Origin of the sequence: Streptomyces sp. A0642, assembly GCF_004795105.1 — a bacterium.
Lineage (GTDB): Bacteria > Actinomycetota > Actinomycetes > Streptomycetales > Streptomycetaceae > Streptomyces.
The window spans coordinates 375,792-393,462 of the sequence record NZ_SSBL01000002.1; the positions used below are offsets into that span (position 1 = coordinate 375,792).

12 protein-coding genes are annotated in these 17,671 nt (G+C 71.7%); all 12 read right to left on the reverse strand.

The features are described from left to right. Positions 1-56: 56 nt before the first annotated feature. The 12 genes from E6R60_RS05260 to E6R60_RS05315 all read right to left on the reverse strand — a co-directional run bounded on the left by E6R60_RS05260 (position 57) and on the right by E6R60_RS05315 (position 17,650). Positions 57-2,096 (reverse strand): glycosyltransferase, encoded by a 2,040-nt coding sequence (locus tag E6R60_RS05260; RefSeq protein ID WP_240802395.1) that lies wholly within the window; start codon positions 2,094-2,096, stop codon positions 57-59. Between the two features lie 356 nt (positions 2,097-2,452). Further along, on the reverse strand, positions 2,453-3,892 hold the full coding sequence (gene obgE / locus E6R60_RS05265; protein WP_136325218.1) for a GTPase ObgE: 1,440 nt from the start codon (positions 3,890-3,892) through the stop codon (positions 2,453-2,455). Between the two features lie 140 nt (positions 3,893-4,032). Then, positions 4,033-4,290, reverse strand: a complete 258-nt coding sequence (gene rpmA, locus E6R60_RS05270) for a 50S ribosomal protein L27 (protein ID WP_018103204.1) — start codon at positions 4,288-4,290, stop codon at positions 4,033-4,035. Between the two features lie 14 nt (positions 4,291-4,304). Continuing rightward, positions 4,305-4,625 (reverse strand): 50S ribosomal protein L21, encoded by a 321-nt coding sequence (gene rplU / locus E6R60_RS05275; RefSeq protein ID WP_018551604.1) that lies wholly within the window; start codon positions 4,623-4,625, stop codon positions 4,305-4,307. 195 nt (positions 4,626-4,820) lie between these two features. Continuing rightward, entirely contained in the window at positions 4,821-5,882 is a 1,062-nt protein-coding gene (locus E6R60_RS05280) for an iron-containing alcohol dehydrogenase family protein (protein ID WP_136325219.1), read from the reverse strand. Next, a complete protein-coding gene (locus E6R60_RS05285; protein ID WP_136325220.1) occupies positions 5,870-6,622 on the reverse strand; it encodes a phosphocholine cytidylyltransferase family protein in 753 nt (250 codons plus the stop codon). Before E6R60_RS05285 ends, E6R60_RS05280 begins: the two co-directional genes overlap by 13 nt. 58 nt (positions 6,623-6,680) lie before the next feature. Then, a complete protein-coding gene (gene galU / locus E6R60_RS05290) occupies positions 6,681-7,571 on the reverse strand; it encodes a UTP--glucose-1-phosphate uridylyltransferase GalU (RefSeq protein WP_136325221.1) in 891 nt (296 codons plus the stop codon). Positions 7,572-7,681: 110 nt separating this feature from the next. Further along, positions 7,682-11,710, reverse strand: coding sequence for an Rne/Rng family ribonuclease (locus E6R60_RS05295; protein WP_136325222.1), 4,029 nt, complete (start codon positions 11,708-11,710; stop codon positions 7,682-7,684). A gap of 232 nt (positions 11,711-11,942) precedes the next feature. Next, on the reverse strand, positions 11,943-12,725 hold the full coding sequence (locus tag E6R60_RS05300; RefSeq protein ID WP_136325223.1) for a TIGR03936 family radical SAM-associated protein: 783 nt from the start codon (positions 12,723-12,725) through the stop codon (positions 11,943-11,945). Positions 12,726-12,847: 122 nt separating this feature from the next. Further along, a complete protein-coding gene (locus E6R60_RS05305; protein WP_136325224.1) occupies positions 12,848-14,038 on the reverse strand; it encodes a hypothetical protein in 1,191 nt (396 codons plus the stop codon). Between the two features lie 103 nt (positions 14,039-14,141). Beyond that, the gene (locus tag E6R60_RS05310; protein WP_136325225.1) at positions 14,142-16,070 is read right to left on the reverse strand and encodes a TIGR03960 family B12-binding radical SAM protein; all 1,929 of its coding nucleotides are present in this window, start codon (positions 16,068-16,070) and stop codon (positions 14,142-14,144) included. A gap of 50 nt (positions 16,071-16,120) precedes the next feature. Further along, complete coding sequence (locus tag E6R60_RS05315) at positions 16,121-17,650, reverse strand: CYTH and CHAD domain-containing protein (protein ID WP_136325226.1); 1,530 nt, start codon at positions 17,648-17,650, stop codon at positions 16,121-16,123. Positions 17,651-17,671 lie beyond the last annotated feature (21 nt).

Sequence of the window (17,671 nt, forward strand, 5' to 3'; positions counted from 1 at the left end):
CTTTCGTGCTTCGTTCCCGCCGGGGATCCGGCGGCCGCTCCGCGTCAGGCGGCGTCCTACACGTCGACCGTCTTGAAGGCGAACTGCGAAAGGGCCGTGAAGTAGGGGCGGATCTCCACCTTCACGGGACCCTCCGGCGCGGCGGCCTGGGAGGAGCCCTTCCACTTCAGCTTTCTGGCGACGCGACGGTTGACCCTGGTCAGCAGGGTCGGCTCGGGCGGCGTCGAAACGGTGATCACCGGCCGCGGGAAGGTGAACACGCCGATCGGCTCCAGCACGTCGGTGGCCAGCTTGCCGACCGGAATCCGCGCGGCGCCCTCCTCGGGACGCAGCCACACGTCCCAGATCTTCTCGGGCCCCTCGTGGTCCCCCACCAGCAGGCCGAAGCCGACACGGCCGGAGAACCGGCCGCCTTCGCCGGCGGTCACCGGGACGGTCAGCACCTGGTCCTTCTGCCTGCGGTTCACGGCCTCCAGGGCCGCGCCCGTGCCGAGGGGAGCGCCCCAGCAGACCGCCCGCAGCTCGAAGTCGTCGTCGCCCACGGCCAGTTCGTCCACCTCGACATGCGTGTCGCGCACCACGCTGCGGATCCGCAGGCGGTCGCCCTCGCCCCGGTGCGGCAGCAGGAGCTCCATGGCCGGCCCCCGGTCGTCGCGCGGCAACGGCACATTGAGAACCTCGCGTACGTCGCAGCCGTAGCCGTCCGCGGTGAGCGGCACCTCGTGGCCCGCGGCCGTGCGGACGGACAGCTCCCACGTCCCCTCGGCCAGCCCCCCGCGCCAGGGCACCAGCGCGCTGCCGTCGGGCTCGATCGCGAACCGCTCCTCCGCCGGGTTCCGGCCGATGCGGCGGCACGCGATCTCGGCACCGTGGGCCTGCGCGGGCAGGGCGCCGACGTCGATGCGGACCGAGCCCTGGGGGTCGACCTGCGCGGTGGCGGTCGTGGGCAGGGCGCGGCGGGCGGCCGCGTCGTGCAGGATCGCCTCGAAGCGCTCGCAGCTGGCCGGCTCGTGGAAACGCACCGCGTTGCGCACGGCCGCCTCACCCATGCGCATGCGCCGCTCGTCGTCCTCGACCAGTTCGAGGATGGCGTCGGCCATGGCGGCGGTGTCACCGCGCGGGACGATGAGCCCGTCCTCGCCGTGGGTGATGATGTTGCGCGGGCCGTGGTCGGCGTCGGTGCTGACGACGGGCAGACCGGCCGCCATCGCCTCGACGATCACATTGCCGAACGCCTCCCGCTTGGAGGGCAGCACGAAGATCGAGCCCTTGCTGAACTCCGGCGAGACGGGGGCGGCCGGACCCATCAGCGTCACGGTGTTGTGCAGGCCGAGAGCCTCGATCTGCTTGCGCAGATTGGCCTTCTCGGTGCCGCCGCCGTAGATCCGCAGCCGCCAGTCGGGGCGCTTGGCGACGACGGTGGCGAAGGCGTCGACGACCGCCGCGAAGTTCTTGTTCTCCTTGAGGAGACCGGCCGCGATGATGACCTTGCTGGTGCCCGTGGACTGCACCGGGGCGGCGGGCACGCAGTTCGGCATGACGGCCAGCCGGTTGCGTACGCCCGGCACCAGCTTGCCGATGCTCTCGACCTCTTCGGGCGTGAGCGCGGTCAGGGCGTCCAGCGAGTGGTACGCCTTGAACAGCCGGCCCTGGTAGTACTTCGCGTAGATCGAGGGCATCGAGTGCTCCTGCGTGACCCGCAGGTAGTCGCCCTTGGCGTACGAGAGCATGATCGTGTTGCGCGGGCTGGAGCTCACCACGACGTCGGAGTCCGTGGTCGCGAGGAATTCGAGCAACCGCAGCTCGGCCAGCCGGCTGACCACCGGCTTCTTCTCCGCCGGGTCGACCGGATAGACCTTGGGGAAGACCTCGATCAGCGGGTCGTCCAGGTCCGAGGTCGGCGAGTGCTTGCGCAGGTCGGTCAGGGCCCGCACGGAGACACGCGGGTCGAGCGGGAAGTAGGACTCGTCCCGCACCTTGCGGAGAGCGATGATCTCCACCTCGTGCCGGGCCGCGAGGGCACCCGCCAGGTTCTGCGTGGCACTGACCACTCCGCCCATGTGGCAGAGGTCGCGCACCAGAAAAGAAATCTTCACTTGCGTCTTTCGGCTGGGCCGCGGCATGCGGCAATCCCAGGGCAGCCTCGCGTGATGGTCACACCACGCTCCCCCTACCCCCTCGGCTGTACGAGGGCAGGCCCTGTCCTCGCACAAGGAAGACGGACAGGAGAGTCACAGGGTTGTGCGCGAGGTGAAACTTTGTCGAATCTTTGAACCTCAGGGCTGTCCCGCTCTTCCAGGCGGGCCGGCCCCTAGCGTACCGGGGCGGGTGAAAGCGTACGGAACCCGTACCCGGACCGCACACCCGCGCGACGACTCTCCCCGGCACCGGCAAAGGGCGTGCCCCCGTACCGGAAGGCCCGGTACGGGGACACGCCCCCCACACATCCGTCCTACGCGAACGGATCGAACTCCTGGTACTCCTTGCTGATGTCGTCGCGCTCTTCCTCGCGCTCGCGGCGACGCTGCGCGGCCGGACGCGGCTCCTCGAGCCGGTGGTCCTCACCGCGGCGGCCGAGCATCTCCGCACCGGCGGTCACCGTCGGCTCCCAGTCGAAGACCACGGCGTTGTCCTCGGCGCCGATCGCCACGCCGTCGCCGGCCTTGGCCCCGGCCTTGCGGAGCTCGTCCTCGACCCCCAGCCGGTTCAGCCGGTCCGCCAGGTAACCGACGGCCTCGTCGTTGTTGAAGTCGGTCTGACGCACCCAGCGCTCGGGCTTCTCGCCGCGCACCCGGTAGATGCCGTCGTCCTCCAGGACCACGGTGAACCCGGCGTCGTCCACGGCCTTGGGCCGGATGACGATACGGGTCGCCTCCTCCACCGGCTTGGCGGCACGCGCCTCGGCGATGACCTTGGCCAGCGCGAAGGAGAGCTCCTTGAGGCCGGTACGGGCGACCGCCGACGCCTCGAAGACCTGATAGCCACGGGCCTCCAGCTCCGGGCGGATCATGTCCGCGAGGTCCTGGCCGTCCGGAATGTCGATCTTGTTGAGGACGACGATGCGGGGCCGGTCCTCCAGACCCCCGTACAGCTTGAGCTCCTCCTCGATCATGTCGAGGTCGGAGACCGGGTCGCGGTCGGACTCCAACGTCGCGGTGTCCAGGACGTGCACGAGCACCGAGCAGCGCTCGACGTGCCGCAGGAACTCCAGGCCGAGGCCCTTGCCCTGGCTGGCGCCAGGGATCAGACCCGGTACGTCGGCGATGGTGTAGACGGTGCTGCCCGCGGTGACCACGCCCAGGTTCGGGACGAGGGTCGTGAAGGGGTAGTCGGCGATCTTCGGCTTGGCGGCCGACAGGACCGAGATCAGCGAGGACTTGCCCGCGCTCGGGTAACCAACGAGCGCGACGTCCGCGACGGTCTTCAGCTCCAGGACGATGTCCCGGGCCTCACCGGGCTCGCCGAGCAGCGCGAAGCCGGGGGCCTTGCGCCGGGCGGAGGCCAGCGCGCCGTTGCCGAGGCCGCCGCGGCCGCCCTGGCCGGCGACGAACATCGTGCCCTGGCCGACCATGTCGGCCAGCACGTTGCCCTCGCGGTCGAGGACGACGGTGCCGTCCGGCACGGGCAGGACCAGGTCCTGGCCCTCCTTGCCGGTACGGTTGTCGCCCGCTCCGGGCTGGCCGTTGGTGGCCTTGCGGTGGGGGTGGTGGTGGTAGTCGAGGAGCGTGGTGACCGCCTGATCGACGATCAGGGTCACGTCGCCGCCACGGCCGCCGTTGCCGCCGTCCGGGCCGCCGAGCGGCTTGAACTTCTCACGGTGAACGGAGGCACAGCCGTGGCCTCCGTTACCCGCGGCGACATGCAGTTCGACGCGGTCCACGAAGGTGGTCATGGATGGAACCTCCAGTTACATACGTGCAGAAATGTCTCGCTCGTGCTCCCTCTAGGAGCAACACGCGAAAGGCGGACCCACTTCCCGTAACAGGAAGTGAGGTCCGCCTCCACGTCATACCGCTCGACGAGCGCCGAAAATCAGCCGGCGATCGGAACGATGTTCACGACCTTGCGGCCACGGTGCGTGCCGAACTCGACCGCACCGGCGGCGAGGGCGAACAGCGTGTCGTCGCCGCCACGGCCGACGCCCGTGCCCGGGTGGAAGTGGGTGCCGCGCTGGCGGACCAGGATCTCACCGGCGTTGACGGCCTGACCGCCGAAGCGCTTCACGCCGAGCCGCTGAGCATTGGAATCGCGCCCGTTCCGGGTGGACGATGCGCCCTTCTTGTGTGCCATGTCTCCTCAGTCCCTTACTTCGCAGCCGCGGGGATACCGGTGACCTTGATCGCCGTGTACTGCTGGCGGTGACCCTGGCGACGGCGGTAGCCGGTCTTGTTCTTGTAGCGAAGGATGTCGATCTTCGCGCCCTTGTGGTGGTCCACAATCTCGGCCTGGACCTTGATGCCGTCCAGCACCCACGGGTCGCTGGTCACGGCGTCGCCGTCGACAACGAGCAGGGTAGAGAGCTCTACCGTGTCGCCAACCTTGGCGGTGGGAATCTTGTCAACCTCAACGATGTCGCCGACAGCAACCTTGTGCTGGCGACCACCGCTGCGCACGATGGCGTACACGCGGATCTCACTCTCACTCGAAGCGGAAACCTCTGAAGCCAGCCGCTCACACGGGTCCGGAGACCCATGACGATCCGGATTGGACGAGCGGCCTCTCCCGTACGAGCGGGAGGTGGGTGCTCAGAGGTGTGGCGGAACAAACGCCGACGGTCAAGATTACGGGGCCTCGTACAGCCCGGTCAAACCGGGCCCCTTTCAGGCCCCCGCCGCCCTGACGTAATCGGCGTAGGCGTCCTTGATCCCGTCCGCGGACAGGTTCAGGTGTTCCAGGATCGTGTAGCGGCCGGGCCTGGTCCGGGGGGCGAACTCGACCACCTGGACGAACTCGTCCGCGCTGAACCCGATCTCCTCCGCGGTGACCGGCAGCCCGTGACGCCGCAGTGCCCCGGCCATCCGTACGGACTCCTGGTGCGCGCCCCGCAGATGCATCGCGAACGCCGCGCCCAGACCGCACTGCTCGCCGTGGCTCGCCGCGCGCTGCGGGAAGAGCAGGTCGAAGGCGTGGTTGATCTCGTGGCAGGCGCCGGAGGCGGGACGGCTGTCCCCCGCCACCGACATCGAGATACCGGTGAGTACCAGCCCCTCGGCCAGCACCTGGAGGAAACCGTCGTCGCCCAGGTCACCGGGGTGGCGCAGCACGGCCTCGCCGGCCTGCCGGGCCATCGCGGCGGCCAGTCCGTCGATGTCCTCGCCGTTGACCCGGTGGGCGAGCTCCCAGTCCGCCACGGCGGAGATGTTCGAGAGCGCGTCACCGATCCCGGACCGTACGAAACGGACCGGCGCCTCACGGATGATGTCGAGGTCGATGACGACGGCGATCGGGTTCGGGACACCGTACGAGCCGCGGCCCGCGTCGTTGTCCAGCGTGGCCACCGGGGAGCACAGACCGTCGTGGGACAGGTTCGTCGCCACGGCGACCAGCGGCAGCCCGACGCGCGCCGCGGCGAACTTGGCGCAGTCGATGATCTTGCCGCCGCCGAGACCGACGACGGCGTCGTACCGGCCGGACTTCATGGCCTCGGCGAGCTTGACGGCGTCGTCCAGCGTGCCGCCGCCCACCTCGAACCACGAAGCGCCCGGCAGGCTGTCCGAGAGCCGCTCCCGCAGCGCCCGGCCGGAACCCCCGCTGATCGCGATCGCCAGCTTGCCCGAGCCGGAGATCCGCTGATCGGCGAGGACGCCCGCCAGATCCGCCAGAGCGCCGGCCCGGATGTCGACGACGACCGGCGCGGGTATCAGCCGGGTCAGTACTGGCACGCGATCTTCCTGCCCTTGGCCAGGTCCTCGTGGTTGTCGATCTCGACCCAGCTGACGTCGCCGATCGGCTCCACGTCGACCTTGAAGCCGCGGTTGACGAGCTCCTGGTAGCCGTCCTCGTAGTAGAGGTCCGGGTCGCGCTCGAAGGTGGTCTTCAGGGCGTCGGCCAGCTCCGCCGCCGCGTCGCCCTCGATGAGGGTGACGCCGATGTACTCACCGGTGGCCTCGGACGGGTCCATCAGCTTCGTGATCCGCTGGACGCCCTTGACGGGGTCGACGACGACCTTCATCTCCTCATCGGCGAGTTGCTTCACCGTGTCGAGGGCGAGGATGATCTTCTTGCCCTCGCCGCGGGCGGCCAGCAGCGTCTTCTCGACGGAGACGGGGTGCACGGTGTCGCCGTTGGCGAGGATCACGCCGTCCTTGAGGGCGTCACGGCCGCACCAGAGGGAGTAGGCGTTGTTCCACTCCTCGGCCTTGTCGTTGTCGATCAGCGTGAGCGTGACGCCGTACTTGGCCTCGAGGGCGGCCTTGCGCTCGTACAGGGCCTCCTTGCGGTAGCCCACGATGATCGCGACGTCGGTCAGGCCGACCTCGGCGAAGTTGCCGAGCGTCAGGTCGACGACGGTCAGGCTCTCCTCGTCCCCCTCGGGACCGACCGGCACCAGGGCCTTGGGAAGCGTGTCGGTGTAGGGGCGCAGACGGCGGCCTGCGCCGGCCGCCAGAATCATGCCGATCATGAGGTTCTCCTTGGTCCTTGGGGCGGATGTCTGGGTGGAGTGTCGCGGGAGCGGTCGCTCAGAGCTCGGTGGCCACGAAGTCGCGCAGCCAGGTGCGGAAGTCCGGGCCTAGGTCCTCGCGTTCGGAGGCGAGCCGGACGATGGCCCGCAGGTAGTCGCCCCGGTCGCCGGTGTCGTAGCGGCGGCCGCGGAAGACGACGCCGTGCACCGGACCGCCGAGCTTCTCGTCGGCGGCCAGCTGCTGCAGCGCGTCGGTCAGCTGGATCTCGCCGCCCCGGCCGGGCTCCGTGTCGCGCAGCACTCCGAAGACGGCGGGGTCCAGGACGTACCGTCCGATGACCGCGAGATTGCTGGGGGCGTCGCCCGGCTCCGGCTTCTCGACCAGACCGGTGACCCGGACGACGTCACCCTCCGGCGTGGACTCCACCGCGGCGCATCCGTACAGGTGGATCTGCTCGGGCGCGACCTCCATCAGCGCGACGACGCTGCCGCCCTCGCGCTCCTGGATCTCGGTCATGCGGGCCAGCAGGGGGTCGCGCGGGTCGATCAGGTCGTCGCCGAGCAGGACCGCGAACGGCTCCGCGCCGACATGCGGCTCGGCGCACAGGACGGCGTGGCCGAGGCCCTTCGGGTCGCCCTGCCGGACGTAGTGCATGGTCGCCAGGTCGCTGGACTCCTGGACCCGGACCAGCCGTTCGTCGTCGCCCTTGCGGGTGAGCGCCGACTCCAGCTCGTAGTTCCGGTCGAAGTGATCCTCGAGGGCACGCTTGTTGCGCCCGGTGATCATCAGCACGTCGTTCAGCCCCGCGGCGGCGGCCTCCTCCACGACGTACTGGATCGCCGGCTTGTCGACCACCGGCAGCATCTCCTTGGGAGTCGCCTTCGTCGCCGGCAGGAACCGGGTGCCGAGCCCGGCGGCAGGTATGACGGCCTTCTGGATCTTGCTCATGTGCTGGGAACTTCCGTGTCAGGTGGCAGGGGCGGCCGGACGCGGGAAAACAGCCGGCCGGCCCCCGTGGAGGGACCGGCCCGACTGCGTCGCGCGCGGTGCGAGGCGGATCAGGCCTCGTCGGCCGAAGCCGTGACGGAGGACGAGGACTGCTCGGCCGCCACCGTCTTCTTCGCCGCCTTCTTGGCCGTCGTCTTCTTCGCGGCGGTCTTCTTGGCAGCCGTCGTCTTCTTGACGGCCGCCTTCTTCGCCGTGGCCTTCTTCGCCGTCTTGCGGGCCGCCTTCTTGGCCGGCGCCGTCTCGGCCTCGGCCTCGCCGTCGGTGGCGGACTCCGGCTCGGATCCCGTCACCACGACGACCGCGGCCTCCTCGGCGCCTGCGGGGGAACCCGCGGGCGCGGTGACCTTGCGGGTCACCCGGCGCCGGGCACGCGGCGGTGCCGGCTCCTCGGCAGGGGCCTCGACGACCGGGTCCTCCGCGGCGACCGGGTCGGCGTCGGACACCGGCTCCTCGGCGAGGGGGGCGGGCGCGGGCTCGACGACCGGGGCAGGCTCGGCGGCCGGGGCGGGCGAACCCGCCGGGGCGGTCGCCTTCCTGGTCGCCCGACGGCGCGTACGGCCCTGGGGCGCCTCGGCCGGAGCCTCGGCGACCGGGGCTTCCGCGACCGGCTCCGGCGCCACGACGGGCTCCGGCGTCACGACCGGCTCGGCCACCGGGGCCGGAGCGGAAGCGGACCGCGGGGCGCCGGCCGGGGCCGTCGCCTTGCGGGTCGCCCGGCGACGGCCGCGGCCACGCCCGGCAGCCGCCTCGGCCTCGGCCGGGCTGCTGTACAGCTCCTCGTCCGGGACGAACTCCGGCTCGGGAAGCGCCAGCGGAGCGGCGACCTCCGCCGCCACCTCCGCCTCGGTCTCGACGTCGGTGTCCGTCTCGGAGACGTGGTCGTGGTCGTGGTCGTGCTCCTGGCCCGCACCGCCGCGGCGCTTCTTGGCACGCTTGCCGTTGCCGCCGCCGCCGACCGAGGTGGGCTGCTCCATGTGCACGATCACGCCGCGCCCGTTGCAGTGGACACAGGTCTCGGAGAAGGACTCCAGCAGCCCCTGGCCGACCCGCTTGCGGGTCATCTGCACCAGGCCCAGCGAGGTGACCTCGGCGACCTGGTGCTTCGTACGGTCACGCCCCAGGCACTCGAGCAGGCGCCGCAGCACCAGATCCCGGTTGGACTCCAGCACCATGTCGATGAAGTCGACGACGACGATGCCGCCGAGGTCGCGCAGCCGCAGCTGACGCACGATCTCCTCGGCCGCCTCCAGGTTGTTCTTGGTGACGGTCTCCTCGAGGTTTCCGCCCTGGCCGGTGAACTTGCCGGTGTTGACGTCGACGACGACCATCGCCTCGGTCTTGTCGATCACCAGCGAGCCGCCGCTCGGCAGGTAGACCTTGCGGTCCAGCGCCTTCATGAGCTGCTCGTCGATCCGGTACGTCGCGAAGATGTCGACCTCGGAGGTCCACCGCGACAGCCGGTCCGTCAGGTCGGGCGCCACGTGCGAGACATAGCCGTAGATGGTCTCCCACGCGTCGTCACCGCTGACGATGACCTTGGAGAAGTCCTCGTTGAAGATGTCGCGGACGACCCGGACGGTCATGTCCGGCTCGCCGTAGAGCAGCGTCGGCGCGTTGGAGCTGCCACTGCTCTTCGACTTCTTCTGGATGTCCTCCCACTGCTGCTGCAGCCGCTCGACGTCGCGGCGCAGCTCGTCCTCGCTGGCGCCCTCCGCCGCGGTGCGGACGATGACGCCCGCGTCCTCGGGGACGATCTTCTTGAGGATGGTCTTGAGCCGGGCGCGCTCGGTGTCGGGCAGCTTGCGGCTGATCCCGGTCATCGAGCCCTCGGGCACGTAGACGAGGTAGCGGCCGGGCAGCGAGACCTGGCTCGTCAGGCGGGCGCCCTTGTGGCCGATCGGGTCCTTCGTCACCTGGACGAGGACGGACTGGCCGGACTTGAGCGCGGTCTCGATACGACGCGGCCCATGGGCCATGCCGAGCGCCTCGAAGTTGACCTCACCGGCGTACAGGACGGCGTTGCGGCCCTTGCCGATGTCGACGAAGGCGGCCTCCATGGACGGCAGGACGTTCTGGACCTTGCCCAGGTAGACGTTGCCGACGTAGCTGGTGGCCTGCTCCTTGTTGACGTAGTGCTCGACGAGCACGTCGTCCTCGAGGACGCCGATCTGGGTGCGCTCGCCGTTCTGGCGGACGACCATGACGCGCTCGACGGCCTCGCGACGGGCGAGGAACTCCGCCTCGGTGATGATCGGCACCCGGCGGCGGCCCTGCTCACGGCCCTCACGGCGGCGCTGCTTCTTGGCCTCCATGCGGGTCGAGCCCTTGATGGACTGGACCTCGTCGAAGCCGGTGCCGGGCTCGCGCTCGGCCGTCTCCTTCGCACGGCGTTCCCGCGGCTCGCGGACCTTGACGACCGTGCGCTCCGGGTCGTCCGTGCCGTTCTCGGCGTCGGACGAGGCGTCACCGCTGCGGCGGCGACGGCGACGGCGGCGACGGCTGCTGCTGGATCCGGAAGCCCCGTTGTCGTTGTCGTCCTGCTCGTCGTCGCCCTCGTCCTCGGGCTCCTGAGCGGACTCGTGCTCGTCCTCGGAACGCTCGGCGGCGTCCTCCGCGTGCTGCTCGGAGGCGTCGTCCTCGGCGGACTCGCCACGACGGCGGCGGCGGCCACCGCGACGACGGCGTCGCGACGGGCGGTCGCCGTACTCGTCGGTCTCCTCCCCGTCCTGCTCGGCGTCGCTCTCGTTCGAAGGCTCCTGCTCGTCCTCGGCCTCCTCGACCGGCGCGGCGGCGGGGGCGGACGCGGCGGCGGGCTCGGCCTCGGCGGCCTCGCCGCGGCGGCGGCGACGGCGGCGCGAACCGCCCTGCGCGGCCTCGGCGGGCGCGGCCGGCTCGGGGGCGGCCTGCTCCTCCACCGTCACAGTCTCGTCCTCGAGCTCCTCGTCGAGCGGGGCCTGAGGTGCGGCGGCCGCCGCGGCGGCCGCGGTCTCCGGGGTCTGGAACATCGGCTCGGCGAAGACCGGCGCCTGGAACACGGCGGCGGCGGGGCGCGTCGCCCGGCGGCTCTTGCGCGCGGGCTCCTCGACCTTGCCGGTGAACTCGGGCCGGCCCGCGGCGGCGGTGGCCCGGCGGCGCTGACGGCCACGCGGGGCGGCTTCCTCGACCTCGGCGGTCTCGGCGGCCAGCTCCTCCACGGCGGCCTCGGGCAGGCTCTCGCCCGCCGGGGTCTCGGTGCGCTCCTCGGCAGCCTCCGTGACCTGCGGGGAACCCGCCGGAGAGGTCGCCTTGCGGGACGCGCGGCGGCGTCCGCGCGGGGCCTCGACGGGCTCCGGGGCCTCTTCCTCGACCGGCGCGGCCGGTTCGGCAGCGGCGACCGGCTCGGCGGCGGCTTCGGTCCGGGTGGCCTGCGGGGCGCCGGCGGGGGCGGAGGCCCTGCGCCGGGTGCGGCCACGCGGCGCCTCGGTGACGGGCTCGACGGGCTCGGCGGCCTCGGCCGCGACGGCCTCCTCGACGATCTCGGCCACCTCGGCGGCCTGCGGCGCACCGGCGGGAGCGGTCGCCTTGCGGACGGCCCGGCGGCGCGCACGCGGCGCCTGGACCGGCTCCGCGGCCTCCTCCTCGACGGGTGCCACGGCCGGTTCCACGGCCTCGGCGGCTTCGGCGGCCTGCGGCGCGCCCGCGGGGGCGGTCGCCTTGCGGGAGGCACGGCGACGCGCACGCGGCGCCTCGACCGGCTCCGCGGCCTGCTCCTCGACCGGTGCCGGGGCCGCGACCGGCTCCACGATCTCCACGGCCTCGGCGGCCTGCGGCGCTCCGGCGGGGGCGGTCGCCTTGCGGACGGCCCGGCGGCGCGCACGGGCGGGCGGCGCGGCCTCGGGGGTGTTCTCGGTGCTGCTCTCCGACTCTCCGGCGTCAACGGCCGGTATGGCCGGAGCCTCGGCACCGGCCTGGACGCCCGAGGTGGGCGGGCCCGCCGGGCGGGACGCGGCGCGGCGCCTGCGGCGCGGCGGCAGCTTGTCCCCGGGGGCGTTGTTGTCTTCTGCGTTCCCGGTCGTGCCGGGTTCGGTGGACTGAGGCATGCGGGCGGTTCTCCCGTCGCGCTCCCGGGCGCCGCGTCTGGTTCCGGTCCGGCACGGTCCGCGTGGTGTACGCGGTTCCGCCGTCCGGGGCGCGGGCGCCGCACGGGGGCTGAATGTCTGGCTCGCCGGTTCCCTACGCGGTGTGCGTACGGCCTGGCGAAAGTCTTATGGGTCAGCGCGCGGCCCGGCCCAGGTGGCTCCCGAGTCCGAGGGCTGCGCTACAACGACCGCCTTACGCGGAACCTGCACCCTCAGGCGCTGTCGCGACGGCGGTCCCGGCGGCCTTGGATGGAGCGGCCGGGGCTGCCTCGCGGTCAGGCGCGAGCGGGTCGGTCACCGTGCCGGACTCCTCGTCGAAGAGCCCCTGCGCCAGCCTGGTCACCGCTGCGGGGACCGGCGGCGCCAGGTCGGCCACAACGCGGAGACCGGACAGGACGTCGTCAGGCCGAACGGCAGGTGTCACGTGCCGAACAACCAGCCGCAGTATCGCACAGGCCTTGTCGCCGGGCCTATCAGGCTGATGATCAAGGGCCTGGAGGTCGACGACGGCGGACCGGGCGTCGAAGCTCCGCATCCCGTTCTTCGTGCGGCGCTCGACCTCGACGCTGTCCGCCGCGTTGAACGCGGCGACGGCCTTCTCGGCGTCCTCGACGGATACCCCGTTCAGCCGCATCTCCCAGATGGAGGCGGTGAGCCGGTCGGCGAGACCCGAGGTGCGGGCCTCGACGGCGTCGGTGATGTCGAGACCGTCCGGCAGCGAGTCGTTGAGCAGCTCGCGCAGCGTGCCCGGGTCACGGGCCTCGGTGAGGGCGATCTCCAGGAACTCGGCCTCGCTGCCCGTGCCGGTGGGTGCGGCGTTGGCGTAGGAGACCTTGGGGTGCGGCGTGAAGCCCGCCGAGTAGGCCATGGGCACCTCGGAGCGGCGCAGCGCCCGCTCGAAGGCACGCTGGAAGTCTCGATGACTGGTGAACCGGAGGCGGCCGCGCTTGGTGTAGCGCAGTCGGATGCGCTGCACTGCCGGTGCGGGCGGCGGGCCTTCGGGCTGTCGCTTGCCCAGTGGTTCTTCTCCTCGGTGCGGGGCGGCCGCGGTGGCGCGCCGCCCACAAATACGGGTGGCCCCGGCGTGTCCGGTCCGGCTCACCCCTGCCGGGCGGATTTCTCGTTCCGCAGGGAGATCTCTGGTTCGGGCACCGCGCTGGGCACAGTCGTTGTACTACCCAGAGTACGCGCAAGGACGCTCCCCGGTTCCCGGGGCTCCGGTTCCCGGGGTCCGCCGACCAGGGCCCGCCACGCGTCGCGCCTGGCCTGCCGCACGGTCTCGCGCGCGGTGCGCAGCGTCTCCCGGGCCGTCCGGCCCACCGCGAGGGCCGCCCGTCCGGCCGGCGCCAGCACGGCGTCGCGCAGGAAGTGCCCGACCGGGGTGCACACCGTGCGGTAGGCCCAGGCCGCCGGCGCGCCGACCAGGTGCCACGCCAGCCAGGCAAGGGCCCGCCCGACGGCCCGCGAGAGGAATCCGGCGACCCGCCAGGCCACGCCGAACGCGGCGGCGATCTCCCGGCCGACGGGGGCGAGGACGCGCCGGTAGACCCAGACCACCGGCGTGACGAGCAGGACGGTGACCAGCCACCGTACGGCGGCCCACAGCCCCCGGCAGGCGGCCTCGACGCCGCTGGCCAGCAGAGCGAGGAGCCAGGCGATGCCGTGGCCCAGCGGAGTGAGCACTTCCCGGTACGTCCACGCCAGCGGCAGCACGATCAGGTGCTCCACCAGCCAGGCAACGGACAGCCCCAGCGGCTTCACGACGTAACGCCACAGAAGGACCAGGGGCACGACGAACACGGCGGTGAGCAGCCACCTCACGGCGGTGGCCACGCCGCGTCCGGCCGGTCGCAGGAGCGCGGCCCAGACCCACCGCGCGCCGCGCCCGAGCGGCGTGAGGACCTGCTCGTACAACCAGCTGAGCGGCACCACGATCCCGTACCGCACCCCGGGCACCACCACGTACCGCCACAGCGCGACCCACGGCCACACGAACACCGCCCCGGCCAGCCACCGCAGCCCGTGCCCGAGCGGGGTCAGCACCTGCGCGTACAGCCACCGGGCCGGAATCGCGAGCAGCACGTCGAGGAGCCACGCCAGCGCCCGACCCAGGGGGCGCAGCAGGATCCGCTCGGCGGCCCGCGCGCCCACGATCAGGGCGTCCCACACCATCCGCACGGGCAGGACGAGCACGAGGACGACGATCCGCACCGGAATCCTGACGAGCGTGGTCAGACAGCCGTCACCGCTCTCGTACCGGGCGGGCGCCTGGTGCTTTCCGTATTCCATGCACGTGATGACGCGAAGGCCCGGCCGGGAGTTTCCCCGGCCGGGCCTTCGTCACCGAGCTGTCACCCGGCGGAAGCCGAGCGCTGCCCCGTCACCGCGGCGGCTACTGCTTCACGACCGTCAACGGCAGGAGCTTCTTGCCCGTCGGACCGATCTGGATGTCGAGGTCGAGCTGAGGACAGACCCCACAATCGAAGCACGGCGTCCAGCGGCAGTCCTCGACCTCGGTCTCGTCGAGCGAGTCCTGCCAGTCCTCCCAGAGCCAGTCCTTGTCCAGGCCGGAGTCCAGGTGGTCCCAGGGCAGGACCTCCTCGTACGTCCGCTCGCGGGTGGTGTACCAGTCGACGTCCACGCCGAAGGCGGGCAGTGCCTTCTCGGCGCTCTTCATCCACAGGTCGTAGCTGAAGTACTCGCGCCAGCCGTCGAAGCGGCCACCGGCCTCGTAGACCTCCCGGATGACGGCTCCGACGCGCCGGTCGCCGCGGGAGAGCAGTCCCTCGACGATGCCGGGCTTGCCGTCGTGGTAGCGGAAGCCGATCGAGCGGCCGTACTTCTTGTCGCCGCGGATCTTGTCGCGGAGCTTGGTCAGCCGGGCGTCGGTCTCCTCGGCGCTGAGCTGCGGGGCCCACTGGAAGGGCGTGTGCGGCTTGGGGACGAAGCCGCCGATGGAGACGGTGCAGCGGATGTCGTTCTGCCCGGAGACCTCGCGGCCCTTGGCGATGACGTTGACCGCCATGTCGCCGATCTGCAGGACGTCGTCGTCGGTCTCGGTGGGCAGGCCGCACATGAAGTACAGCTTCACCTGACGCCAGCCGTTGCCGTACGCGGTGGCGACGGTCCGGATCAGGTCCTCCTCCGAGACCATCTTGTTGATGACCTTGCGCATGCGCTCGGAACCGCCCTCGGGGGCGAAGGTGAGGCCGGAGCGGCGCCCGTTGCGGGTCAGCTCGTTGGCCAGGTCCACGTTGAACGCGTCGACGCGGGTGGACGGCAGCGAGAGGCCGATCTTGTCCTCGGTGTAGCGGTCCGCGAGGCCCTTGGCGATCTCACCGATCTCGGTGTGGTCCGCCGAGGAGAGGGAGAGCAGGCCCACCTCCTCGAAGCCCGTCGCCTTGAGGCCCTTCTCCACCATCTCGCCGATGCCGGTGATGCTTCGCTCCCGCACGGGGCGCGTGATCATGCCGGCCTGGCAGAAACGGCAGCCGCGGGTGCAGCCGCGGAAGATCTCCACCGACATCCGCTCGTGCACGGTCTCGGCGAGCGGGACGAGGGGCTGCTTGGGGTAGGGCCACTCGTCGAGGTCCATGACGGTGTGCTTGGACACGCGCCACGGGACGCCCGACTTGTTCGGTACGACACGGCCGATGCGGCCGTCCGGGAGGTACTCGACGTCGTAGAAGCCGGGCACGTACACGCCACCGGTCTTCGCGAGGCGGAAGAGCACCTCCTCGCGGCCGCCGGGGCGGCCCTCGGCCTTCCAGGCGCGGATGATCTCGGTGATCTCCAGGACCGCCTGCTCGCCGTCGCCGATGACCGCGCAGTCGATGAACTCCGCGATCGGCTCGGGGTTGAACGCGGCGTGGCCGCCCGCGAGCACGATCGGGTCGTCGAGGCCGCGGTCCTTGGCGGCGAGCGGGATGCCGGCCAGGTCCAGGGCGGTGAGCATGTTGGTGTAGCCGAGTTCGGTGGAGAAGCTCAGCCCGAAGACGTCGAACGCCTTGACCGGGCGGTGGCCGTCCACGGTGAACTGCGGCACCTTGTGCTCGCGCATCAGCGCTTCGAGGTCCGGCCAGACGCTGTACGTGCGCTCGGCGAGGACGCCCTGGCGCTCGTTGAGCACCTCGTACAGGATCATGACGCCCTGGTTGGGGAGCCCGACCTCGTAGGCGTCCGGGTACATGAGGGCCCAGCGGACGTCGCATTCGTCCCACGGTTTGACGGTGGAGTTCAGCTCACCGCCGACGTACTGGATGGGCTTCTGCACATGCGGGAGCAGAGCTTCGAGCTGTGGGAAGACCGAATCGACAGACATCGCGAACTTTCGAGAGCTGGCAGGGGTGACCATCCAGCGTACCGCGCTGCTCAGCCCTTCAGCGCCCTCCGCAGCCGGGGCCTCGACGCCCTCGCCCAGACCCGCGGCAGTTCACGCTCCCGGCCGGCGGCGGACGCCTCCTCCTCGCCGTACAGCAACCCCCAGGTGAAGGCGGTCTCCCCCGCCGCATGCGCCTGGACGGCCAGGGTGCGCAGGGTGTCGCGGGCGACGACGCTGTCCTGGTGGTCGCCGAGCACCGATTGCACGGCCTTCATCCGCTTGGCGAACTTCTTGGCGGGCTTCCCGAGTGCGGGCCTGGCGGCCTCCGCGGCGTAGCGGGCGCGCTTGGCGGCCTTGCGGGCCTCGTGCGTGGCCACGTCCCGGTCGTGACCGGGCGGCTGTTCGAAGGCGTGGGCGACACGGGCCGCCAGGCGCTCGTAGTCCTTCAGGACGGCCCGGGGCAGTTCCGTGCCGGGGGCGCGGCCCGCGGCCTTGCGCAGCGGCGGGTCCGCGAGAAGCGCGTCGAGGCTCTCCAGGAGGGCCAGATAGCGCGCGCCGTCCAGCGCGGCGAGGACGCGCTCCCGGGTTTCGACGCCGTGGGCGATGGACCACATGCGCAGCCGGGCGGCGGCCGGCCCCAGGAGGAGGGTCTGCGGGACGCCGCCGAGGCGGGTGTGCAGGCGCTTGTCGAGCACCTCGTGGTCGCGTCCGGCACCGAGTTCGGTGGCGAGCCACTTCAGCTCGTCGCCTACCGGGTCGGTGACGCTCCGGTCGAGGACGGCGCGGTACGTCTTGAAGGCGCTGCGCAGCCGGCGGGTGGCGACCCTCATCCGGTGGACGGAGTCGGGGAGGTCGCGCCGCACCGCCGGGTCGAGGGTGACGATCGCCTCGGCCTGGCGTCGTACGTAGGCGAGGACGTGGTCCCCCGCGGTGACGGGGGCGGTCTGCCGCTCCCCCTTCCCGGGGGGCGCGGAGACCGGAGCGGTCTCCTCCAGGGCCCTGGCCAGCTTGGAGGCGGAGGCCGCGGGCCGCACTCCCTTCTTGCGCAGCCGCTTCTCGACGGCGTCCAGGAGCGCGGGGTCGCGGTCGTCGGCGAGCTCGACCTCGATCTCCGTCCAGGCCGCCGTGGGGCCGCCGCTCTCCGGCAGCCGCTGGGCGCAGACCTCGTCGACGCTGAGTTCGGCGAGGAGCCCTCCCTCGTCGTCGACGAGGTGGTGGACGTCGCGGGTGGTGAGGATCCGGACGACGGGGACGATCTCCGCGTCGCGGACCCGGGAGCGGAGCAGGGCGGCGAGTTCGCCGGGGAGCGTGTCGGCCGGCGGGGCCTGGATCTCGTCACGGACGCCGGGGGCGACGGGGAATTTGAGGTGCCAGCCGGCGTCGCTCCCGCCGGTCCTGCGCCGCAGGGTCAGGGAGCCGGCGGCGAGGCGGAAGTCAGGGGTGTCGTAGTAGACGGCGTCGAGTTCGCTCACGCCCCGGTGGATGACGGCCGAGACCCCGGCCGCCTTCGTCAGGTCGGGCAGCCGGGTCTCGGTCGCGGCTTCGTACTTCCGCTCGATCTCTCGCTTGGAGTCCGCCATATACCGAATCTATCCGCGAAA